The sequence below is a fragment of the Janthinobacterium sp. 1_2014MBL_MicDiv genome (assembly GCF_001865675.1).
In the GTDB taxonomy this organism is placed as follows: domain Bacteria; phylum Pseudomonadota; class Gammaproteobacteria; order Burkholderiales; family Burkholderiaceae_D; genus Janthinobacterium.
Genome location: NZ_CP011319.1, coordinates 3,842,695 through 3,858,547, shown reverse-complemented (window position 1 = coordinate 3,858,547; position 15,853 = coordinate 3,842,695). Strand labels below are relative to the sequence as shown.

Below are 15,853 nucleotides of genomic sequence, written 5' to 3'. Positions count from 1 at the left end.
TCGCTATCGGGCGCGGGCCGCCGCGGCGGCTTGCTGGTCGCACTCGCGCACGGCCGCTTTGCATGCGGAAAACGCCTGCAGATAGGTCACGGTGGCTTGCCGCTCTTCGACCAGTTCTGCCACCCGCTGCGTGAGCTGCTGCGGTGTCGACGAGGGCAGTTTCTCCAGTTTCTTGCTGATGTCTTTGAGAAAACGTTGCTGACGCGCCAGCTCCGCCGCCAGCACGGCCTTGCGCTCGGCAGCGGGCAGGGCCGGATACGGCCTGCCATTGCCGGCCTTGACGCTGCCATCCGAGGTCATCGACAGCGATTCGTGCGGGGCGCGAAATTCCAGCGCCAGCTTGCCATCGGCTTGCACGACGACCAGCAGCTCGTCGGTGGCATTGCCGGCCGGCAGCGCCAGCGTGCGCGTTTCCCGCTTGCCGTCCGGCAGCCAGCGGTACTCGATGTTGACCTGCAGGGGCTGCTGCGATGCGGCCGGCAGGTAGAAACAGCAATTGGCGGCGCTGCTCATGTAGGGGTTCAGGGGATCCGTATCGACGGCATTCGCGGGATTGCCGGCGTCGCTGACGCCGACCTGGATGGGACGCGCGCTGTAGTTCAGGGTGCTGACCGATATCTTCGCTTCATCGGCCCCGGGCCGGTAGTCGTGCTGGCCGCGCTCGCCGCGTTCGGCATGGCCGGCCAGCAGCGGCCGGCGCTGCATGGACTGGATGCCGATGGCAAAGATATGGCTCAGGTAGCCGGACTCCGAGCGGCCGTCGCGCGAATAGCTGTCGCCGGGCGTGTGGTAGAGGTAGCCGATGTCGGCGATCGCCAGGGCGCGCACCTTGCTATCCTGGGGAAATAATGCTTGCTCCAGATAGCGATCCCTGGCGCCCATGACCTTGGCGGAAAGGACGCCGGCCCACGCCCGTTCCCCCGCGAAGCGGGGAAAGACGTTGAATTCGCCGTGGATGAACGGTTCGATTTTCAGCACATCCCGGGCCATGCCCGTGACGGGATCGATGACGGAATAAATCCCCGGGAAGGGCGTGTCGGCGGCATGCGAAGGCGGCGCCACGGCGAGGAACAGGCAGCCAGCCCCGGCGATGGCCGCCATGACGGCGGTTTTGCTTTGCCTGCTGCTTCCAGTCGCGGTAAAGGCGGGCATGCTCAGTTTTCCAGATAGCGCCAGACGGTCAATCCATATCCTGAACCAAGGTCGAACATGGGCTGCTCTCGCTCGTACGACATGGCGCGCGCGGGAATATCGAGCGATTCCCACGTTCCCGCCTTGGGACAGGGATCGCCGGCCTTGGCGCGCAATTCGTTTGCCGGCACAGGGCCGCTGCCGGCCGGCGCATAGTCCATGCGTGCCTGCCGGAAGAAGGCCGTCAGGTCTGCCGGATAGAATTTGGCATCGCGATAGCTGCTGTCGTCGATATCGAGCAGGCAAGTAATGGCCGCCGCTTCCCATGACCAGTAGCCTGAAAAGGAGGTGTCGCGCTCGTGGCTGCCATAGTAGGGCTCGCGGCGGCTGGCGTAATACCATTCGTCCAGGTAGTCCTGCATCAACGCCGGGCGATCATTTTTTTCTGCGGCGAATATCTTGAGCGTCTTGAAGTAGGGCAGGTGGCGCGTGCATTCCGGCCAGTCGGTATCCCGGCCGGCGATGGAAAATGCCAGCAGGCGTTCGACCAGCCCATCTTTTTCATGGTTGTTGAAATCGATGACTGGCGCCAGGCGGGGTAGCAAGTTGCCCCAACCCAGGAGTATGCCCAGGCAGATCATCCGGTTGACTTGTTCGTACGCGACGTCGGGCAGGGCGAAGTGGGGAAATCCCTGTTCCGCGGCGCTTGCCTGCACGTCGAAAGCCTTGTCATATTTGGCATACTCTTCCCAGTATTCCAGTATCGTGGGATACAGCGCGCGCAGATCGGCCGTGGCATGGCCGGCGCTGTATGCGAGGGAGAGCTGGTCGATGCCGTCCCAGGCCCGCTCGCGCGTCGCCGTCATGAAATTTTCGGGGGGAATATTCTGCAGTACTTCCGCCGGCTGTTGCAAACCTGCCTGCACCATGTCGAAACCCTCGTCCTGGCTGGTTTTGCTTTCAACATAAATGGCGTATGACAACAGCAATTCCCTGCGGGATGCGAGAAAAGTCTTTTCATCCAGTGTCTGCATGCTTATTTCCTTAATATGTTGTCTGGAATATCCAGCATCAATTGGATTTCATGATTGCTTCCCTTTGACTGCCGATGCTTGTTCAACTGACGACCGGTGACCAGCGAGATCCAGCGCAGATACGGGGGCTTGGCGTCGGGGTTGAGGAGCTGGCCGGTGGCGTATTTTTTCATCAAGGGCTTGATGGTGAGTCCGGTAGCCGTCAGTTTTTCCTGTTTGAGCGAGCGGGCTATCCATGCGTGGCTCATTTGCGTGGGCAGCTTTGTTTCCTTATTTTCCCTGTTCAAGCCTTTTCTCAGTTCTTTTTCATCCGCTTCCTTGTTTCCCATGCTGGCGCTTTGATTCGCATGGGCATCGCGGTCCGCGTTATCGAAAATATTCGGTTTGTTATTGTTTGGCGTGGGATTCGCCGCTTCGTCCGCCCTCAGGGAACTGAATTTTTCCTGCAGATCGGCGGGCAGCGCCGCCATCAGGCGAAAGGAGTCGAAGATGCTCGACTTGGTTTCGCCGACAATGAAAGGCTGGCTAAGGCCGGCGCCCTTGAACCACAGGTGATCGAGTCCGGTGTGCGGCACGCTATGCTCTTCCGTCAGCTTGCCGGCATTGTTTGCCTTCTTGAACAGCGCATGTCTTTTCTTTACGAAGTAATCGGTGATGTGCTCGGCCGGCACGCCGGTGCGCCATTTCTGTTTTTTCTTTTCGCCTTTTTTCTTGGTATTGACCTTGCTGGAATTCGGCTTGGCCTGATTTCCTGTGACATCCTTGTTCTTTTTCGCGGCGAGCCTCTTTTCGGCCTTGCTGGCGGCCTTTGCTTCCTTGCCGGCGATATCCTTTCCCACCTCCCGTGCTTCATGCTGCACGGTCTTTCCCGTGGCGTTGCCGACGGCGGCCGTGTTATGCGGCAAGTCATGGCCCATCATCTTGCCGTGCAGTTTTTTCAGTTCGGCGAAGGCGTCCTCGATCATTTTCGGGCCGCGTTTCTGGATTGCCTGCATTTCCTGGATCAACAGCTTGACTTCCGACTTTCCCGCCACGGCTTTGACGACCCAGCTGTCAATGCCGTCGATGAAGGTGTCGATCACGCCCTTGAAGAGCCCCTTGCTTTCATGGGCCAGCACGTTCCAGTCGATCTTGCGCATGAATTTTTCGACGTTGCCGCGCAGCTTGGGCGAGACGGCTTCCAGCACGCGGCCGAAATTGTGCCCCTTGTTCATCAGCTTGAAACCGACCTTGAGCGTATCGCCCACGGCCGGTACGCAACCGACCAGGGTGATGGCCAGTTCCACCCAGGCGCCGATGGCGGACGGTGATTTGCTGATGACGATGATGCCAAGGATCAGGTCGCGCGCATCCATGGCCTGTCCCACGCCAGGGACGACACCGAGTATGCCGGTGATGATGATGTGCGCGGGAGAGGAACCGGAGCCGGTGACGAGGTCGCTCAGCCAGGTACCGATGCCGTCATCGGCTTGCCTGAGCGCGCGGCTGGCTGGCGAGGCGCCACGGATGGTGCTGGCCGGGACGGCTGGCGTGAGGCCGCTCATGACTCGCCGTCTTGCTGATCGTGCAAGTCGCGGTAGCTTTTGCTTGCGGCCTTGTCCGCACTGCTGTCTTCGTCCTTGTAGCGATAATCGTCGTAGTGAAAATCGTATTCCAGGGTGCTGGCGGTGGCGCCTGCAGGAAAGTCGTCCGCCATGTCGTCTAGCTCATCCGGAAAGAAATTGTCTTTGTAATAGGCCGCCTCCTGTGCCAGGTAACGTTCGAGGACCGATTGCGCCTCGTCGTCACTTTTCGGCTTGCTGCCAGCCAGCTGGTTCGGTTTCTGCTTGTGGCGTGGAACCGCTTCCCTTTCGTCTTCGCCGTAGATCACGACGGCATTGCGATCAGGCAGGTTTTCCAGGCGGGCAAAGCCGTTGGCATCGAGCTTGCCTTCAAGGCGGGTGCCGTTGTCGAACAGCAAGACGTACGGCGCCCCCACCATGGGCTGTAAATCATCCCAGCGATAATTCAATTCCATGAAATTGCTTGCATCCCCAGCCTGCGGTAACAACGGTAATTTTGGGGTGCTGCTGGCCGGCCCCGTCAATTCCTTCATGCTGGCCTTGAAGTCGATTTTTCCGGGGCCGTGCAGCATGATGTTGCCGCCTTCGAGGCGGATGTAGGCACCCTGGGCCGTCATCAGCACGTGCTGCTGGGCCGCCACGCCGACGCTCTTGGCCGTGCTGGTGACGGTGACGGCCTTGTCCGCCGTGAGCCGCGTTTCGTCGGCCTGGCTCTGGCTGCTGACCTTGCCGCTGGCCGCATGCAGGCGGATGCCGGTTTCCTGGTTCGGCTTGTCCTTGTTGCTGGCCTTGCCGTAGGTAAACAGGCTGATGCCTTTCCCCAGCGCGTACATGCTGTTGCCCTGCGCGGCGAAGTTGATGTCGGCGCCGGCCGTCACGCTGGCGCTGCCGCCCGCGGTGAGCACGGCATTGGCGGGCGTGGTGGCGGCGATGCCCGACGGGCTGGACAATTGCAGATGCGCTTCGCTGTAGGCGCTGGCCTGGCCCTGGCCGCCCGCTGCCTGCTGGCCCTGTCCTGGGTCCGCCGCCTGGCCGGCGGCCGTTGCGCCCAGGACGGTCATGCTGTGTTCCATTTGCACGATGGCGGGCAAGGTGGCCGCCTCCGGCGCCGTGTTCGGCTGCGTCTGCGCCGCCGTTGCTGGCGGGCCGGCGCCCTCCGGGATGGCGAGCTGGAGTGCCTGATGCTTGTGCGCCTGCTCGGCCAGCGAGGTTTGTAATTGCAGGCTTTGCCGGACTTGCTCCAGCGCTTCCTGCGCATCCATCTGGCTGCCGGCGCCGCCATCGCGTCCATGCGCCGACAGCAGCAGGCCCGCTCCCGCGCGCAGGGCGGCGCTGTGTTCCGTTTTCAGCTCGGCGCCGAAACCGGCCGGCGCCAGCCGCTGGTTATCGCTCTGGTGGCGCAAATGGCCCAGGTTCAGCTCGGCCGTGCCCGCGTGCACGCCCGCATGGCGCTGCAGGGCGACGCGGGCCTGGCCCGGGCTGTCGTCGAACACCAGCTGGCTGTAGGCGCCGGCGCCGCCCTGGCTCGCCTGCATCGCCTGGGTCTTGATGCCAGACAGCGCGGCAGGGTGGGCGTGGGCGCCGGTCTGGCCGGGAAACCAGGCCGGTGCATTGCCCGTCGCCGCGCCCGTGCCTTGGCTGACCTGGTTGCTTTGCGCATCGGCCTGGCCACGGCCGTTGTACAGGGTGCCGATCACGACGGGGCGGTCGATATTGCCCTCCAGGAAGTCGACCAGTACTTCCTGGCCCACGCGGGGCAGGGCATTGCTGCCCCAGTTGGCCCCGGCGACGGGCGCCAGCGGCGTTGCCACCCGCACCCAGGTGCCGGCGCTGTCGTCGCCGGGCGCGCCCGCATGGCCATCGGCGGCAGGATGGGCCAGCCGGCTGTGGCTTTGCGCGCCGCGCTGCCAGTGGAACTGCACCTTGATGCGGTGGTCGCGGTCCGTATGCAGCTGCGCGCCGGCCGGCCCCACGACGATGGCCGTCTGCTGGCCGAAGACGGTGGGGCGCGGATGCAGCAAGTGGCCGTGGCTGTCGGCGCGGCTGCTGCGGTACGGTATCTTGCTGCGGATGGCGTCGATACGGTTGCGATAGGGCGCGCGCTCGGCGATTGACTTGCCGGCCGCCTGCAGGCTGTCCGTTTCCGCATCGCCGGTCAGCATGTCCAGCAAGCCCTGGCCAAAGCGCTGCAGCAGGCCACCGCCCAGTTCCGCGTCCAGATTGTTGTGCATCAGGTGCACGGTGCGCACGACGAGGAAGCTGCGTTCGTCGTCATTGGCCGCCGCATCGGTCTGCGCCTGGCCGGTGAGCGTGAAGGTGGTGCCCGGCGCCAGGGTGCGCACGGTGCCGGCGCCGACAAAGACTTCCTTGCCGGCAGTCAGCGCCTGCAGCTGCTGCTCGGCGATGCGCTGGCCCTGCTCGCGCGAGGCATAGGCATAGGCGCCAGGCGCGTCGCGGCTGACCAGCGGCATGCCGTCGGCGGCGCCGCCAGCGCTGACGGGACGCTCGCCGCGCGTGCGGTAATCCCAGCTCGACAGCTCGATGCCGTTGGTTTGCTGGCGCACATGCATGCGCCAGCGGTCAATGCTGTCCTGCGGCATGACGGCGCCGGGCTGGGTGTAGGCGATGCTGGCCTGGGCATTCGGCTTGAAGCTGCCGTTATGGTCGGCGATCACGACGGTGTGGCTGCCCAGGCTGGCGCTGCCCGCGTCGCCCAGGTGCTCGACATGGTAAAACAGGCCTTCCTCGCTCATCAGCCGCTCCGCAAAGGCCCAGTCGCTTTCCTGGTACTGCGTGCAGATGCTGCGCTTCGGATAGCGCGTGCGGTCGAGCAGCTCGAAGCGCCAGGCCGGCGCCAGCATGCCCTGGCCCTGGTAGCGCTGGAATAGGACCTCGAGGATGTCGGGCACCGCCATGTCCTGGAAGATGCGGCTGTCGCGGCCGTGTGCGAGAAAGGCGCTCCACGGCTCCATCGTCAGCTTGTAGCGGGCAAAGCCGCCGTTCGCGCCGGCCAGTTCGACGGCGGTGACGTGGCCGTGGAACGGGCGCCAGCCGCCATCGGCCATGAGCAATTCCAGCAGGACGGGCTGGCCGATCAGCGACTTGAGCGGAATGGCCGCGTCGAGCGAGAGGGCGGTGATATGGAACACGCATCCCTGGCTCAAGCCTTCCTCGCCACGCACGGATTCGGCCAGCAGCTTGTCCGGGCCCAGCGGCGTGCTCAGCTTCAGCAGGCGCGTGGCCTGGCTGACGCCGTTGGCGACGGGTGACGGCGACGCGCTTGCTTGGACCAATTCGGACATTGAAGGGAACTCCGTGTGGCGAAATGAGCGTACTTGCAATTAATTCAATGACTTGCTTATAAGATTACACCTTAGAAATAGCGATTTCACAAGCGCGATTCAATTGAATCGCGCGCCAGGGGCTGTCTTGCGCAGGCCGTGCGGGCGATTTTTTCTCCGTCAGGTAGAGTGCCGCTCTTGCCAATTCCACCATCAATAAAAAATTGTGCAAAATATTATGTAGAAGCAACATGATGGCGGGCCGGACCTGTTTCCGGCCGTCATTGCCGTGCCACGTGAACCGGAGAAAGTATGAATACGATGAAATGCGCCGCCGCCGCGCTGTGTGCCAGCCTGTCGCCCGCCATGGCGGCGTCAGCCCCCGCCGAACCGCCGTTCCTCGATGTGCTCGCCTATCAATATGCCAATTGCGTCCGGCCCGCCTATCACCAGGCCGACCTGCGGGTGCAGGACGGGGCGGGGCGCTACCGGATCGAGGTCAAGGGCGAGGCGTACACGGTCGAACTGCAGGAACGCATGGGCTTTTCGCTGCAGGCGGGCATCGGCGGGCCCGTGGCGGCCGTGGTCAAGCTCGACCGGCCGCCGGCGGGGCAATTCGAGGAACAGGCGCGCTGGCGTGAGCGCTGGCTGCGCGATGTGGCCGAACGCAGCGGCGTGGTCCTCGAAGAGCGGGCGCTGGCCGGCGGCGCGCGCCTGCTGGCCGTGAACAAGGGCGAGATCAAGGGAAATTATGTGGGCCAGTCCCTGCTGATCGATCCGCAACGGCTGTTGTTCATCGATATCGCGTGGCCGAATGCCCTGGACACGTATCGCGGCGCGGACGGCTTGCGGCACGTGCGGCAGGTGCAGGATGACGTCTGGCAGCACATGCTGTCCTGTTCGCCCGCTGCCTGACGCCGGCGGCGCTCGCATATCCCTACTGCGCACACGTGCATGCGCAAATAATAATGATTCTCATTTATAATGCGGCTCAATGGGGTGGCGATGGGCCGGCGCAATGGCGCCACGCGTGTGAAGGAGGGCATGATGGGCAGTTTGTACGGTAACGAGGATTTGATTGCGCACGAACATCGCGTGCTGATGGGCGAATATGGACGGGCGCAGGCCCGCTGCAGTGCGCAATTGGCCGGGCAGGCGGCGCGCATTGCGCAGCTGGAAGCGGAATTGATGCGCGCGCGGGCACAGGTCGTCATCCGCGACACGAAGCTGGCGCTGGCGCGCGAGGAACTGGCCGAGCTGGCTGCCGCCGCGCCGGGTTTGCCGACGCGCGCGCGGCTGGCGCGCAAGGTCGAATGGCTGACCGAGCGGGTGCAGGACCTGATGCGCGAATTGCTGCGTCTGCAGTGGGTGCCTGCGCCCTCGGCCGTGCCCCGTGCCGCGCTGCAAGCGGACCTGCTGGCGGGCGTGCGCGAAAAGGCCGTGCTGTATGTGGGTAACTATTTGCACCCGGAAGCGGGCCAGGACGCGGATGGCGCCAACGTGGCGCAGCAAGCCATCGAGCAGGCCGGCGGACGCTTCCTGCATCACGCAGGCGGCGACGATGGCGCAGACGATGCGGCGGCGCTGGAAGCGGGCCTGGTGGCGGCCGACCTGGTGATTTGCCAGACGGGCTGCGTCAGCCATGACGCCTATTGGCGCGTGCACGACCACTGCAAGCGCACGGGCAAGCAGTGCGTGCTGGTGGACCAGCCGCAAGCCATGCACTTCGTGCGCAAGGAAGCGCTGGCCACCTGACTTCGCGCCGCTTAACGCCTGCTTAATCCGCATGGGGCAGAATGGTCGTCCATTCGACGAGATAGAGAGCGCCCATGCTGTCCCTGCAAATCGGCCCCCTGGCCCTGCCCACAGGCCTGGTCCTGCTGATCGTTTCGCTGTGCGTGGCCTACGGCGTGGCGCATTGGCTGCAACGCCGGCGCCAGATGCCCGATGCCGGCCCCCTCGTGTCCGACATGCTGATCGCCGGGCTGCTGGCGGCGCGGCTGGCCTTCGTGCTGCGCTGGCATGAACAGTACCTGGCGGCGCCCTGGTCCATCATCAATATCCGCGATGGCGGTTTCCTGGCACCGGCCGGCATCGCCTGCGCGCTGCTGGTGGCCGCGTGGCGCTGCCGGCGTCCCGCCATGGCGGCCGCGCGCCGTCCGCTGGCGCTCAGCGTGGCGTCGGGCGCGCTGGCCTGGGGCGTGCTGAGTGCGGGCCTGGGGCTGGCATATGACAAGCCGACGGCCCTGCCGGCCGTGGCGCTGCAGACTGTCGACGGCGCGCCGACGACCCTGGCGGCGCTGGCCGGCGGCAAGCCCATGGTGGTCAACCTGTGGGCCAGCTGGTGCCCGCCGTGCCGGCGCGAGATGCCCGTGCTGGCCGCCGCGCAGAAGGCGCATGCCGGTATCGTCTTCGTGTATGCGAACCAGCGCGAGGACGCCGCCGCCGTCCACGCCTTCCTTGCGCCGGGCGGCCTGGCGCTGCGCAATGTGGTGCTCGACAGCGAGGCGGCGCTGGGCAAGGCGGCCGGTTCCTCGGCCCTGCCCACCACCCTGTTCTACGACGCGCAAGGGCGATTGGTCGATACGCACCTGGGTGAATTGTCCGATGCGTCGCTGGCCAGCAAGCTGCAAAAGATCGCCGATCCTGCCTCATAAAACGTCGTCGCCATGCAGCCGCCCATCCGCCAGGATGCGCGGCTTTTTTTGCGCCTTGCCGCGGCCGCGGTGGTTTCTGATAGTATACCCCCCTATAGTATTTATCGAGACGAAATCATGGGACACACATCGCACAACAAGACCAGGCTGCTCAATCGCGTGAAGCGCATCCGCGGCCAGGTGGAAGGCTTGGAGCGGGGCCTGGAAGAGGGGCGCGACTGCGGCGAGGTGCTGCAGCTGATCGCCGCCGTGCGCGGCGCCGTGAATGGCCTGATGGCGGAAGTCATCGAGGAGCACCTGCGCGAGCACGTGGCCAGCCCGGACATCGGCAGCGACGAGCGGGCCAGGGGCGCCGACGATATCGCGGGCATTTTGCGCACCTACCTCAAATGACACGGCAAGGAAGAACGGCATGAAACAGCAAAACATGGCGGAAGACCTCTCCGCCTGGCAGCACGAGCATGTGTTTGACGGCGCCAATGGCAAGGCGGAAAGCCGCGCGCGCCTCGTCATGTGGATCACCCTGGCCACCATGGCGCTGGAAATCGCCGCCGGCTGGTGGTACAACTCCATGGCCTTGCTGGCCGATGGCTGGCATATGAGTTCGCACGCGCTGGCCATCGGCCTGGCCGCGTTTGCGTATGCGGCGGCGCGCCGCTATGCGCGCGATCCCCGCTTTGCCTTCGGCACGTGGAAGATCGAGGTGCTGGCCGGCTACACGAGCGCCATCCTGCTGCTGGGCGTGGCCGTGCTGATGCTGGCCGCTTCCGTCGAGCGCCTGTTCTCGCCGCAGGCCATCCACTATCCCGAGGCGATGGCGGTAGCCGCCTTTGGCTTGCTGGTGAACCTGGCATGCGCGCTGATACTCGGCGGCCACCATGACCACGGCCACCACCATGGGCATGAGCATCACGAGCACCACGGCCACCACCATGGCGAAGACCTGAACATGAAGGCCGCGTATGTCCACGTGCTGGCCGATGCCGCCACGTCCGTGCTGGCCATCGTCGCGCTGGCGGGCGCCTGGCTGTATGGCTGGCGCTGGCTCGATCCCGTGATGGGCATCGTCGGCGCCGTGCTGGTGGCGCTGTGGGCGAAAAAGCTGATGCAGGAGACGGGCAAGGTCTTGCTGGACCGCGAAATGGACCACCCCGTGGTGCAGGAAATCCGCGAGGCGGTGGAGGTGGACAGCGCCGGCGACACGCCGCGCATCGTCGACCTGCACGTCTGGCGCGTGGGCAAGCAACTGTATTCGTGCGCCTTGTCCGTCGTCAGCCGCGATCCGGCCTTGACGGCCGCCGAGCTGCGCGCGCGCATCGGCGTCCACGAGGAAATCGTCCACAGCACCATCGAAATTGTGCGCCGTACTTGATAATGATGGCTAAAAAAGCACGCTGATGCGGGGCGTAGGCAGTATACTGTCGGCTTTTACAGCACAACGCTGTTCACCAGACAGAGAGAAGTATGAGCACATTACCACCATGCCCGCAATGCAAATCCGAATTCACGTACGAAGATGGCAGCCAGTTGATCTGCCCTGAATGCGCGCATGAATGGTCGGCCACGGCTGGCGATGCGGTGGAAGAGGGCGTCAAGGTGTACCGCGACGCGGCCGGCAATATCCTGCAGGACGGCGACACGGTCAGCGTCATCAAGGACTTGAAGCTGAAGGGCGGCGGCGGTGTCGTCAAGATGGGTACCAAGGTCAAGAACATCCGCCTGGTCGATGCCGACCATGACATCGACTGCAAGATCGACGGCTTCGGCTCGATGAGCCTGAAGACGGAATTCGTCAAAAAAGTCTAACGCTTTTACCCGTAATACGGCGCGCCGGGCTTCATTCCTGCGCGCCGTTTTCTTATTCAGACGCCATGCAAATCGACCACCTCCGCCAGCGCCTGCGCGCGCTCGGCGCCAAGCCCCTGCACGAACAGCGCGTGCTGCGCGACTGGATACAGGCGCAGCCGCATGATCAGGGCCGGCGCCGCGCCGAGGATTTCCTGCCGCTGCCCGTGCGGCTGGCCTTGCCTGCGCTGGACCTCGAATTGCAGGGCATGCTCAAGCTGCTCAGCACCCATCCGGGCGCGGACGGCTCGGCGCGCCTGCTGGTGGGACTGCATGATGGCCAGACGGTGGAAAGCGTGCTGCTGCCGCGCGACGGCCTGTGCGTCTCCAGCCAGGTCGGCTGCGCCGTCGGCTGCCAGTTCTGCATGACGGGCCGCGATGGCCTGATCCGCCAGGTGACGAGCGGCGAGATCGTCGCGCAGGTGGTGCTGGCGCGCACGCTGCGCCCCGTGAAGAAGGTCGTCTTCATGGGCATGGGCGAACCGGCGCATAACCTGAATAATGTGATGGAAGCGATCGAGTTGCTGGGCACCGAGGGCAATATCGGCCACAAGAACCTCGTGTTTTCCACCGTGGGCGACCCGCGCGCCTTCGAGCGCCTGCCGCAGGGACGGGTGAAGCCCGCGCTGGCGCTGTCGCTGCACACGACCAAACAGGACTTGCGCGAGCAGCTGCTGCCGCGCGCGCCCAGGCTCTCCCCGCGCGAACTGGTGGACTTCGGCGAGTCGTATGCGCGCCTGACCGGCTATCCGGTGCAATATCAATGGACCCTGATGGAAGGCGTCAACGATGGCGACGACGAGATGGATGGCATCGTCGACCTGCTGAAGGGGAAATATGCGGTGCTGAACATGATCCCGTATAACACCATCGACGACTTGCCGTTCAGGCGCCCCAGCTGGGACAAGGCGCGTGCGCTTGCCGCCGCATTGCACGAGCGGGGCGTGCTGACCAAATTGCGCGATTCGGCGGGGCAGGACGTGGAAGGGGGCTGCGGGCAGCTACGCGCGCGCGAGGCGAAAGGCAAGGTCATTCCCATCCGTGCCGGCGTGACGGCGTAGGTCGGATTAGCGGAGCGTAATCCGACATTCGCACATACGCCAACAATGGTGTCGGATTACGCGGTGCCCGCTAATCCGACCTGCCCGGTTCACACCCCGCCGAGCAGATCGTTTTCATTCAGGATCGCAAACGCGATCTCGGGATGCGCGGCCAGGCAGCGCCGCACGGCGGCGGGGATGGCGGCGCGCGTCTTGCGGCACAGGCCCGGACGCTCGAGCAGGCGGATCTGGAAGCCGCGCACGGTGCGCACTTCGCCGCCGCCCGGCGCAATCTGCAGTTCCACTCCCAGGTTGGCCTGCAGGCGCTGCTGCAGCTGTTTCAGCTGCGCATACGTGGCAATGCCGTCGATATGCGCGAGCAGGCGCTTTTCTTCCGTCAGGTTCAGGCGCAGGATGGTGACATCCGCCTGCGGATCGGCGAGCAGCCGCTCGCGCTCGCAGTCGCACAGCTGCGGCGGGCACTCCTTGCGGACTTCAAAATCGACGATGCGCATGCGGGCGTTCCAGTGGCGTTCTATTGGCGATCCGGGATGAATCAAGTATCGGCCGGCGCCCGGCGCCTGTCAATCTGCGCCGCACAATCCACGCACAATCCACGCACAATCCACGCACAATCGCGCGCCGCCGTCAGCGGGGGCTGACGATCAGGCGCCAGCGGATCGCGCCCTGCTCGCTGCTGTGCTGGTGGTGGTTTTGCGGCGGCATGACGTGGCCTTCCGTCGAGACGATTTCATGCGCGCAGCCGTCGCAGCGGTAAATGCCCGAATACGGCACGGCTTCGCCGGGCGACGTCAGTTCGTCGAAGCGCGGATGCATGGAGCGGGCCACGTAGCTGGGATTCTTGTAGTCGGCCATGGGTTCCTCTGGAAGTGTGCGATGGCCCCATTCTGGCACACAATTGCATGCGCGCTTGACCGCGTGCCTTGGCGTGCGCACTCTCCCTGTGTTGTAATGTTGATCATTCATACTGACGACCCAAGACCATGAGAACCCGCATCAAGATCTGCTGCATCGCTTCCATCGACGAGGCGCAACTGGCGATTGCTGCCGGCGCCGACGCGCTGGGCCTGGTGGGCGCCATGCCGTCCGGCCCCGGCCCGATCCCGGATGCGCGCATCGCGCAGATCGCCGCGTGGACGCCGCCGCCCGTGTCCACCTTCCTGCTGACATCCGAAACGACGGCGCAGGCCATCGCCGGGCACGTGCGCGCCACGCAGCCGACCACCGTGCAGATCGTCGGCCATGTCGACCCGGGCGAGGTGGCCGAACTGGCGCGCCTGCTGCCCCACGTGCGGCGTGTGCAGGTGATCCACGTGGAGGGAGACGAGGCGCTGGAGCTGATTCCCGCCTACGCGCCCCATGTGCATGCGTTTTTGCTCGACTCGGGCCGCCCCGGCGCGCCTGTCCCGGAACTGGGCGGCACGGGCCGCACGCACGACTGGGGCATCAGCGCGCGCTTCGTGCGCGCCAGCCCGCGTCCCGTCTTCCTGGCTGGCGGCCTCGATGCGGCCAATGTGGCGGACGCGCTGCGCCAGGTGCGCCCGTACGGCATCGACCTGTGCTCGCGCGTGCGCACCGACGGCAAGCTCGATGTCATGAAACTGGCCTTGCTGATGGCGGCCGTGCGCGAGGCCGATGCGGCGCTGTACGCGGAAGGTTAATCCGCCGCCTGCAGCCCGTTCATCTCGCGCACGAACGCTTCCGTGAACGCGGCCACCATGCCGCTGGCTGCGCGCGGCGAGATCAGGCCGACGACGGAATGCGACTCGTCGTCGGGCAGGGCGATAAAACGCACGCCGGGCGGCGCCACCAGGCGCATGCTGTCGGGGACGATGGCGATGCCCATGTTGGCTTCGATCAGGTTCAGCTGCGACGTCTTGCGCGACAGGGCGCGCGCCGCCTTCGGAAAGAAGCCCTGCGCCAGGCACAGGCCCGCCACCAGGTAGCTGAGGCCGCCGCGGTCCTTGTGCGGGATCGAGACGAACGCTTCGTCGCGCAGGGCGGCAATGGTTGTGTTCTGCAGCACCGCCAGCGGCGACGCCGCCGACACGGCCACCACCAGCTTTTCCGCGTACAGTTCGCGCACGACGATGTTGGCGTGCTTGCGCAGGGTGGGCAGGCGCACCAGGCCCAGGTCGGCACGGCCTTCCTCGATGTCGGCCGCCTGGTTTTCCGACGAGCCTTTCGAGATATCGAGCGAGACGCCGGGAAACTGCGCCAGCAGCCGGTTCAGCACGGCGCCGATGGCGGGCGTGAGGGTGACGGAGCTTGAATGCAGCAGGCGGATGATGCCTTGCGCCCCTTGTCCCACGTGGCGCGTCTGGCGCACGGTTTCCTCGATATCTTCGAGGATGCGCCTGGCGCGTTCATAAAATACCTGGCCGGCCGGCGTGAGCTCGATATGGCGCGCGTCGCGCGTGAGCAGCAGCGCCTGCACCTCGTTTTCCAGCTCCTTGATTTGCCGGCTCAGGGCCGACTGGGCGATATACAGCTTTTCCGCCGCGCGCGAGTAGCTGCCCGCATCGACAATCTCGACAAAGTACTTGAACTGTTTGAGGGAAATCAATCGTATGCCTTTTCGAGATCGTTGACTGCCTGATTTGATATTAGCCTGGGTCCCGCAAGCACGCTACAGTGGACTGGTCTGCTGTCACTGCAAAGGAAAGACCATGCTGGAATTGATCGGGCTACTGGGGCTGCTCGTCAGTATTATCGTAAAACTGATTTTCGTCCAGGTCGGCGGGGCGGCCGAGGGCAAGGAAGATTAGTATGCCAGGGTCGCCACATGCGGTGCCGGCAACGTCAGCGCCTGCAGGCGGCAAGCTGGCGCGGCCGCGCTCCACTCCGCCAGCGGCAAGCCCGCGCACTTGAGCGCCGCCTCGCGCGCCGTCCAGGCCTGCGCCAGCCGCAGCGGGCGCTGCGCGGCGGGGCAGGCGGCCAGTTCCCGCGTCACCAGCGGCCCCAGGTAGTCGCGTGCCAGATTCGCCCAGTCGGGAATGTCCTGCACGCGCATGACGTCGATGCCGACGGCGCCATGCAGGCCGATGGCGGCCAGCGAGATGCCCTCGTCATGGCTGAACGACAGGCCCGCAGTTCGGCCGGCCAGCAGCAAACGGGGAGGGCTGCCTGGCGTCGATTCCAGCGCGATGGCGGTGATGTCCAGCTTCAGCCACCGCGCCACGGCCTCGCGCACGGCTAGCCGCAACCGCCGTCGTGCCTCGGGGCGCGAGGTCGGGGCAGGGATGCCGATCACCAGCAATCCATCCCCGGACCAGTACTGCG

16 protein-coding genes are annotated in these 15,853 nt (G+C 65.0%); 8 read left to right on the top strand and 8 right to left on the bottom strand.

What is annotated here, in order from left to right; translation table 11 throughout:
* Nucleotides 1-3 precede the first annotated feature (3 nt).
* The 4 genes from YQ44_RS16695 to YQ44_RS16680 form a co-directional block, all read right to left on the bottom strand.
* Entirely contained in the window at nt 4-1,152 is a 1,149-nt protein-coding gene (locus YQ44_RS16695; RefSeq protein WP_071324354.1) for a hypothetical protein, read from the bottom strand.
* A 2-nt stretch (nt 1,153-1,154) separates the two neighbouring features.
* Nucleotides 1,155-2,165, bottom strand: coding sequence for a PoNe immunity protein domain-containing protein (locus YQ44_RS16690; RefSeq protein ID WP_071324353.1), 1,011 nt, complete (start codon nt 2,163-2,165; stop codon nt 1,155-1,157).
* 2 nt (nt 2,166-2,167) lie between these two features.
* Nucleotides 2,168-3,451 (bottom strand): hypothetical protein, encoded by a 1,284-nt coding sequence (locus YQ44_RS16685; protein ID WP_156894886.1) that lies wholly within the window; start codon nt 3,449-3,451, stop codon nt 2,168-2,170.
* A 254-nt stretch (nt 3,452-3,705) separates the two neighbouring features.
* A complete protein-coding gene (locus YQ44_RS16680) occupies nt 3,706-7,029 on the bottom strand; it encodes a type VI secretion system Vgr family protein (RefSeq protein ID WP_071324351.1) in 3,324 nt (1,107 codons plus the stop codon).
* Nucleotides 7,030-7,320: 291 nt separating this feature from the next.
* Between YQ44_RS16680 and YQ44_RS16675 the strand changes: the two genes are divergently transcribed.
* The 7 genes from YQ44_RS16675 (at nt 7,321) to YQ44_RS16645 (ending at nt 12,571) form a co-directional block, all read left to right on the top strand.
* On the top strand, nt 7,321-7,923 hold the full coding sequence (locus YQ44_RS16675) for a hypothetical protein (RefSeq protein WP_156894885.1): 603 nt from the start codon (nt 7,321-7,323) through the stop codon (nt 7,921-7,923).
* 129 nt (nt 7,924-8,052) lie between these two features.
* Nucleotides 8,053-8,763 (top strand): DUF2325 domain-containing protein, encoded by a 711-nt coding sequence (locus YQ44_RS16670; protein WP_232250924.1) that lies wholly within the window; start codon nt 8,053-8,055, stop codon nt 8,761-8,763.
* Between the two features lie 74 nt (nt 8,764-8,837).
* Nucleotides 8,838-9,665 (top strand): TlpA disulfide reductase family protein, encoded by an 828-nt coding sequence (locus tag YQ44_RS16665; protein WP_071324349.1) that lies wholly within the window; start codon nt 8,838-8,840, stop codon nt 9,663-9,665.
* A 117-nt stretch (nt 9,666-9,782) separates the two neighbouring features.
* Nucleotides 9,783-10,058, top strand: coding sequence for a metal/formaldehyde-sensitive transcriptional repressor (locus YQ44_RS16660; protein WP_071324348.1), 276 nt, complete (start codon nt 9,783-9,785; stop codon nt 10,056-10,058).
* A 19-nt stretch (nt 10,059-10,077) separates the two neighbouring features.
* Complete coding sequence (gene dmeF, locus YQ44_RS16655; protein ID WP_083411904.1) at nt 10,078-11,037, top strand: CDF family Co(II)/Ni(II) efflux transporter DmeF; 960 nt, start codon at nt 10,078-10,080, stop codon at nt 11,035-11,037.
* Nucleotides 11,038-11,129: 92 nt separating this feature from the next.
* On the top strand, nt 11,130-11,471 hold the full coding sequence (locus tag YQ44_RS16650; protein ID WP_071324347.1) for a zinc ribbon domain-containing protein YjdM: 342 nt from the start codon (nt 11,130-11,132) through the stop codon (nt 11,469-11,471).
* A 65-nt stretch (nt 11,472-11,536) separates the two neighbouring features.
* Nucleotides 11,537-12,571, top strand: a complete 1,035-nt coding sequence (locus tag YQ44_RS16645) for an RNA methyltransferase (RefSeq protein WP_071324346.1) — start codon at nt 11,537-11,539, stop codon at nt 12,569-12,571.
* A gap of 89 nt (nt 12,572-12,660) precedes the next feature.
* Here the strand turns inward: YQ44_RS16645 and YQ44_RS16640 are convergent, their stop codons facing one another.
* Nucleotides 12,661-13,065 (bottom strand): hypothetical protein, encoded by a 405-nt coding sequence (locus YQ44_RS16640; RefSeq protein WP_071324345.1) that lies wholly within the window; start codon nt 13,063-13,065, stop codon nt 12,661-12,663.
* A gap of 133 nt (nt 13,066-13,198) precedes the next feature.
* The gene (locus tag YQ44_RS16635; protein ID WP_070218305.1) at nt 13,199-13,426 is read right to left on the bottom strand and encodes a hypothetical protein; all 228 of its coding nucleotides are present in this window, start codon (nt 13,424-13,426) and stop codon (nt 13,199-13,201) included.
* Between the two features lie 128 nt (nt 13,427-13,554).
* On the opposite strand from YQ44_RS16635, the gene YQ44_RS16630 reads away from it, so the two are divergent.
* Nucleotides 13,555-14,232, top strand: a complete 678-nt coding sequence (locus YQ44_RS16630) for a phosphoribosylanthranilate isomerase (protein ID WP_071324344.1) — start codon at nt 13,555-13,557, stop codon at nt 14,230-14,232.
* On the opposite strand, the gene YQ44_RS16625 is transcribed toward YQ44_RS16630, so the two are convergent.
* Nucleotides 14,229-15,137 carry a LysR family transcriptional regulator gene (locus YQ44_RS16625; protein ID WP_071324343.1) on the bottom strand — a complete coding sequence of 303 codons (909 nt, stop codon included), beginning with the start codon at nt 15,135-15,137 and terminating at the stop codon, nt 14,229-14,231. The genes YQ44_RS16630 and YQ44_RS16625 overlap by 4 nt on opposite strands.
* Before the next feature lie 198 nt (nt 15,138-15,335).
* Complete coding sequence (locus YQ44_RS16620; RefSeq protein WP_198043722.1) at nt 15,336-15,824, bottom strand: 4'-phosphopantetheinyl transferase family protein; 489 nt, start codon at nt 15,822-15,824, stop codon at nt 15,336-15,338.
* Between the last annotated feature and the right edge of the window lie 29 nt (nt 15,825-15,853).

Bases quoted from the DNA above. Each gene is read 5' to 3' on its own strand.
- dmeF (WP_083411904.1), top strand. From the start codon at position 10,078: ATGAAACAGCAAAACATGGCGGAAGACCTCTCCGCCTGGCAGCACGAG.
- YQ44_RS16695 (WP_071324354.1), bottom strand. From the start codon at position 1,152: ATGCCCGCCTTTACCGCGACTGGAAGCAGCAGGCAAAGCAAAACCGCC.
- YQ44_RS16665 (WP_071324349.1), top strand. From the start codon at position 8,838: ATGCTGTCCCTGCAAATCGGCCCCCTGGCCCTGCCCACAGGCCTGGTC.
- YQ44_RS16650 (WP_071324347.1), top strand. From the start codon at position 11,130: ATGAGCACATTACCACCATGCCCGCAATGCAAATCCGAATTCACGTAC.
- YQ44_RS16645 (WP_071324346.1), top strand. From the start codon at position 11,537: ATGCAAATCGACCACCTCCGCCAGCGCCTGCGCGCGCTCGGCGCCAAG.
- YQ44_RS16635 (WP_070218305.1), bottom strand. From the start codon at position 13,426: ATGGCCGACTACAAGAATCCCAGCTACGTGGCCCGCTCCATGCATCCG.
- YQ44_RS16670 (WP_232250924.1), top strand. From the start codon at position 8,053: ATGATGGGCAGTTTGTACGGTAACGAGGATTTGATTGCGCACGAACAT.
- YQ44_RS16640 (WP_071324345.1), bottom strand. From the start codon at position 13,065: ATGCGCATCGTCGATTTTGAAGTCCGCAAGGAGTGCCCGCCGCAGCTG.
- YQ44_RS16660 (WP_071324348.1), top strand. From the start codon at position 9,783: ATGGGACACACATCGCACAACAAGACCAGGCTGCTCAATCGCGTGAAG.
- YQ44_RS16630 (WP_071324344.1), top strand. From the start codon at position 13,555: ATGAGAACCCGCATCAAGATCTGCTGCATCGCTTCCATCGACGAGGCG.
- YQ44_RS16690 (WP_071324353.1), bottom strand. From the start codon at position 2,165: ATGCAGACACTGGATGAAAAGACTTTTCTCGCATCCCGCAGGGAATTG.
- YQ44_RS16680 (WP_071324351.1), bottom strand. From the start codon at position 7,029: ATGTCCGAATTGGTCCAAGCAAGCGCGTCGCCGTCACCCGTCGCCAAC.
- YQ44_RS16675 (WP_156894885.1), top strand. From the start codon at position 7,321: ATGAATACGATGAAATGCGCCGCCGCCGCGCTGTGTGCCAGCCTGTCG.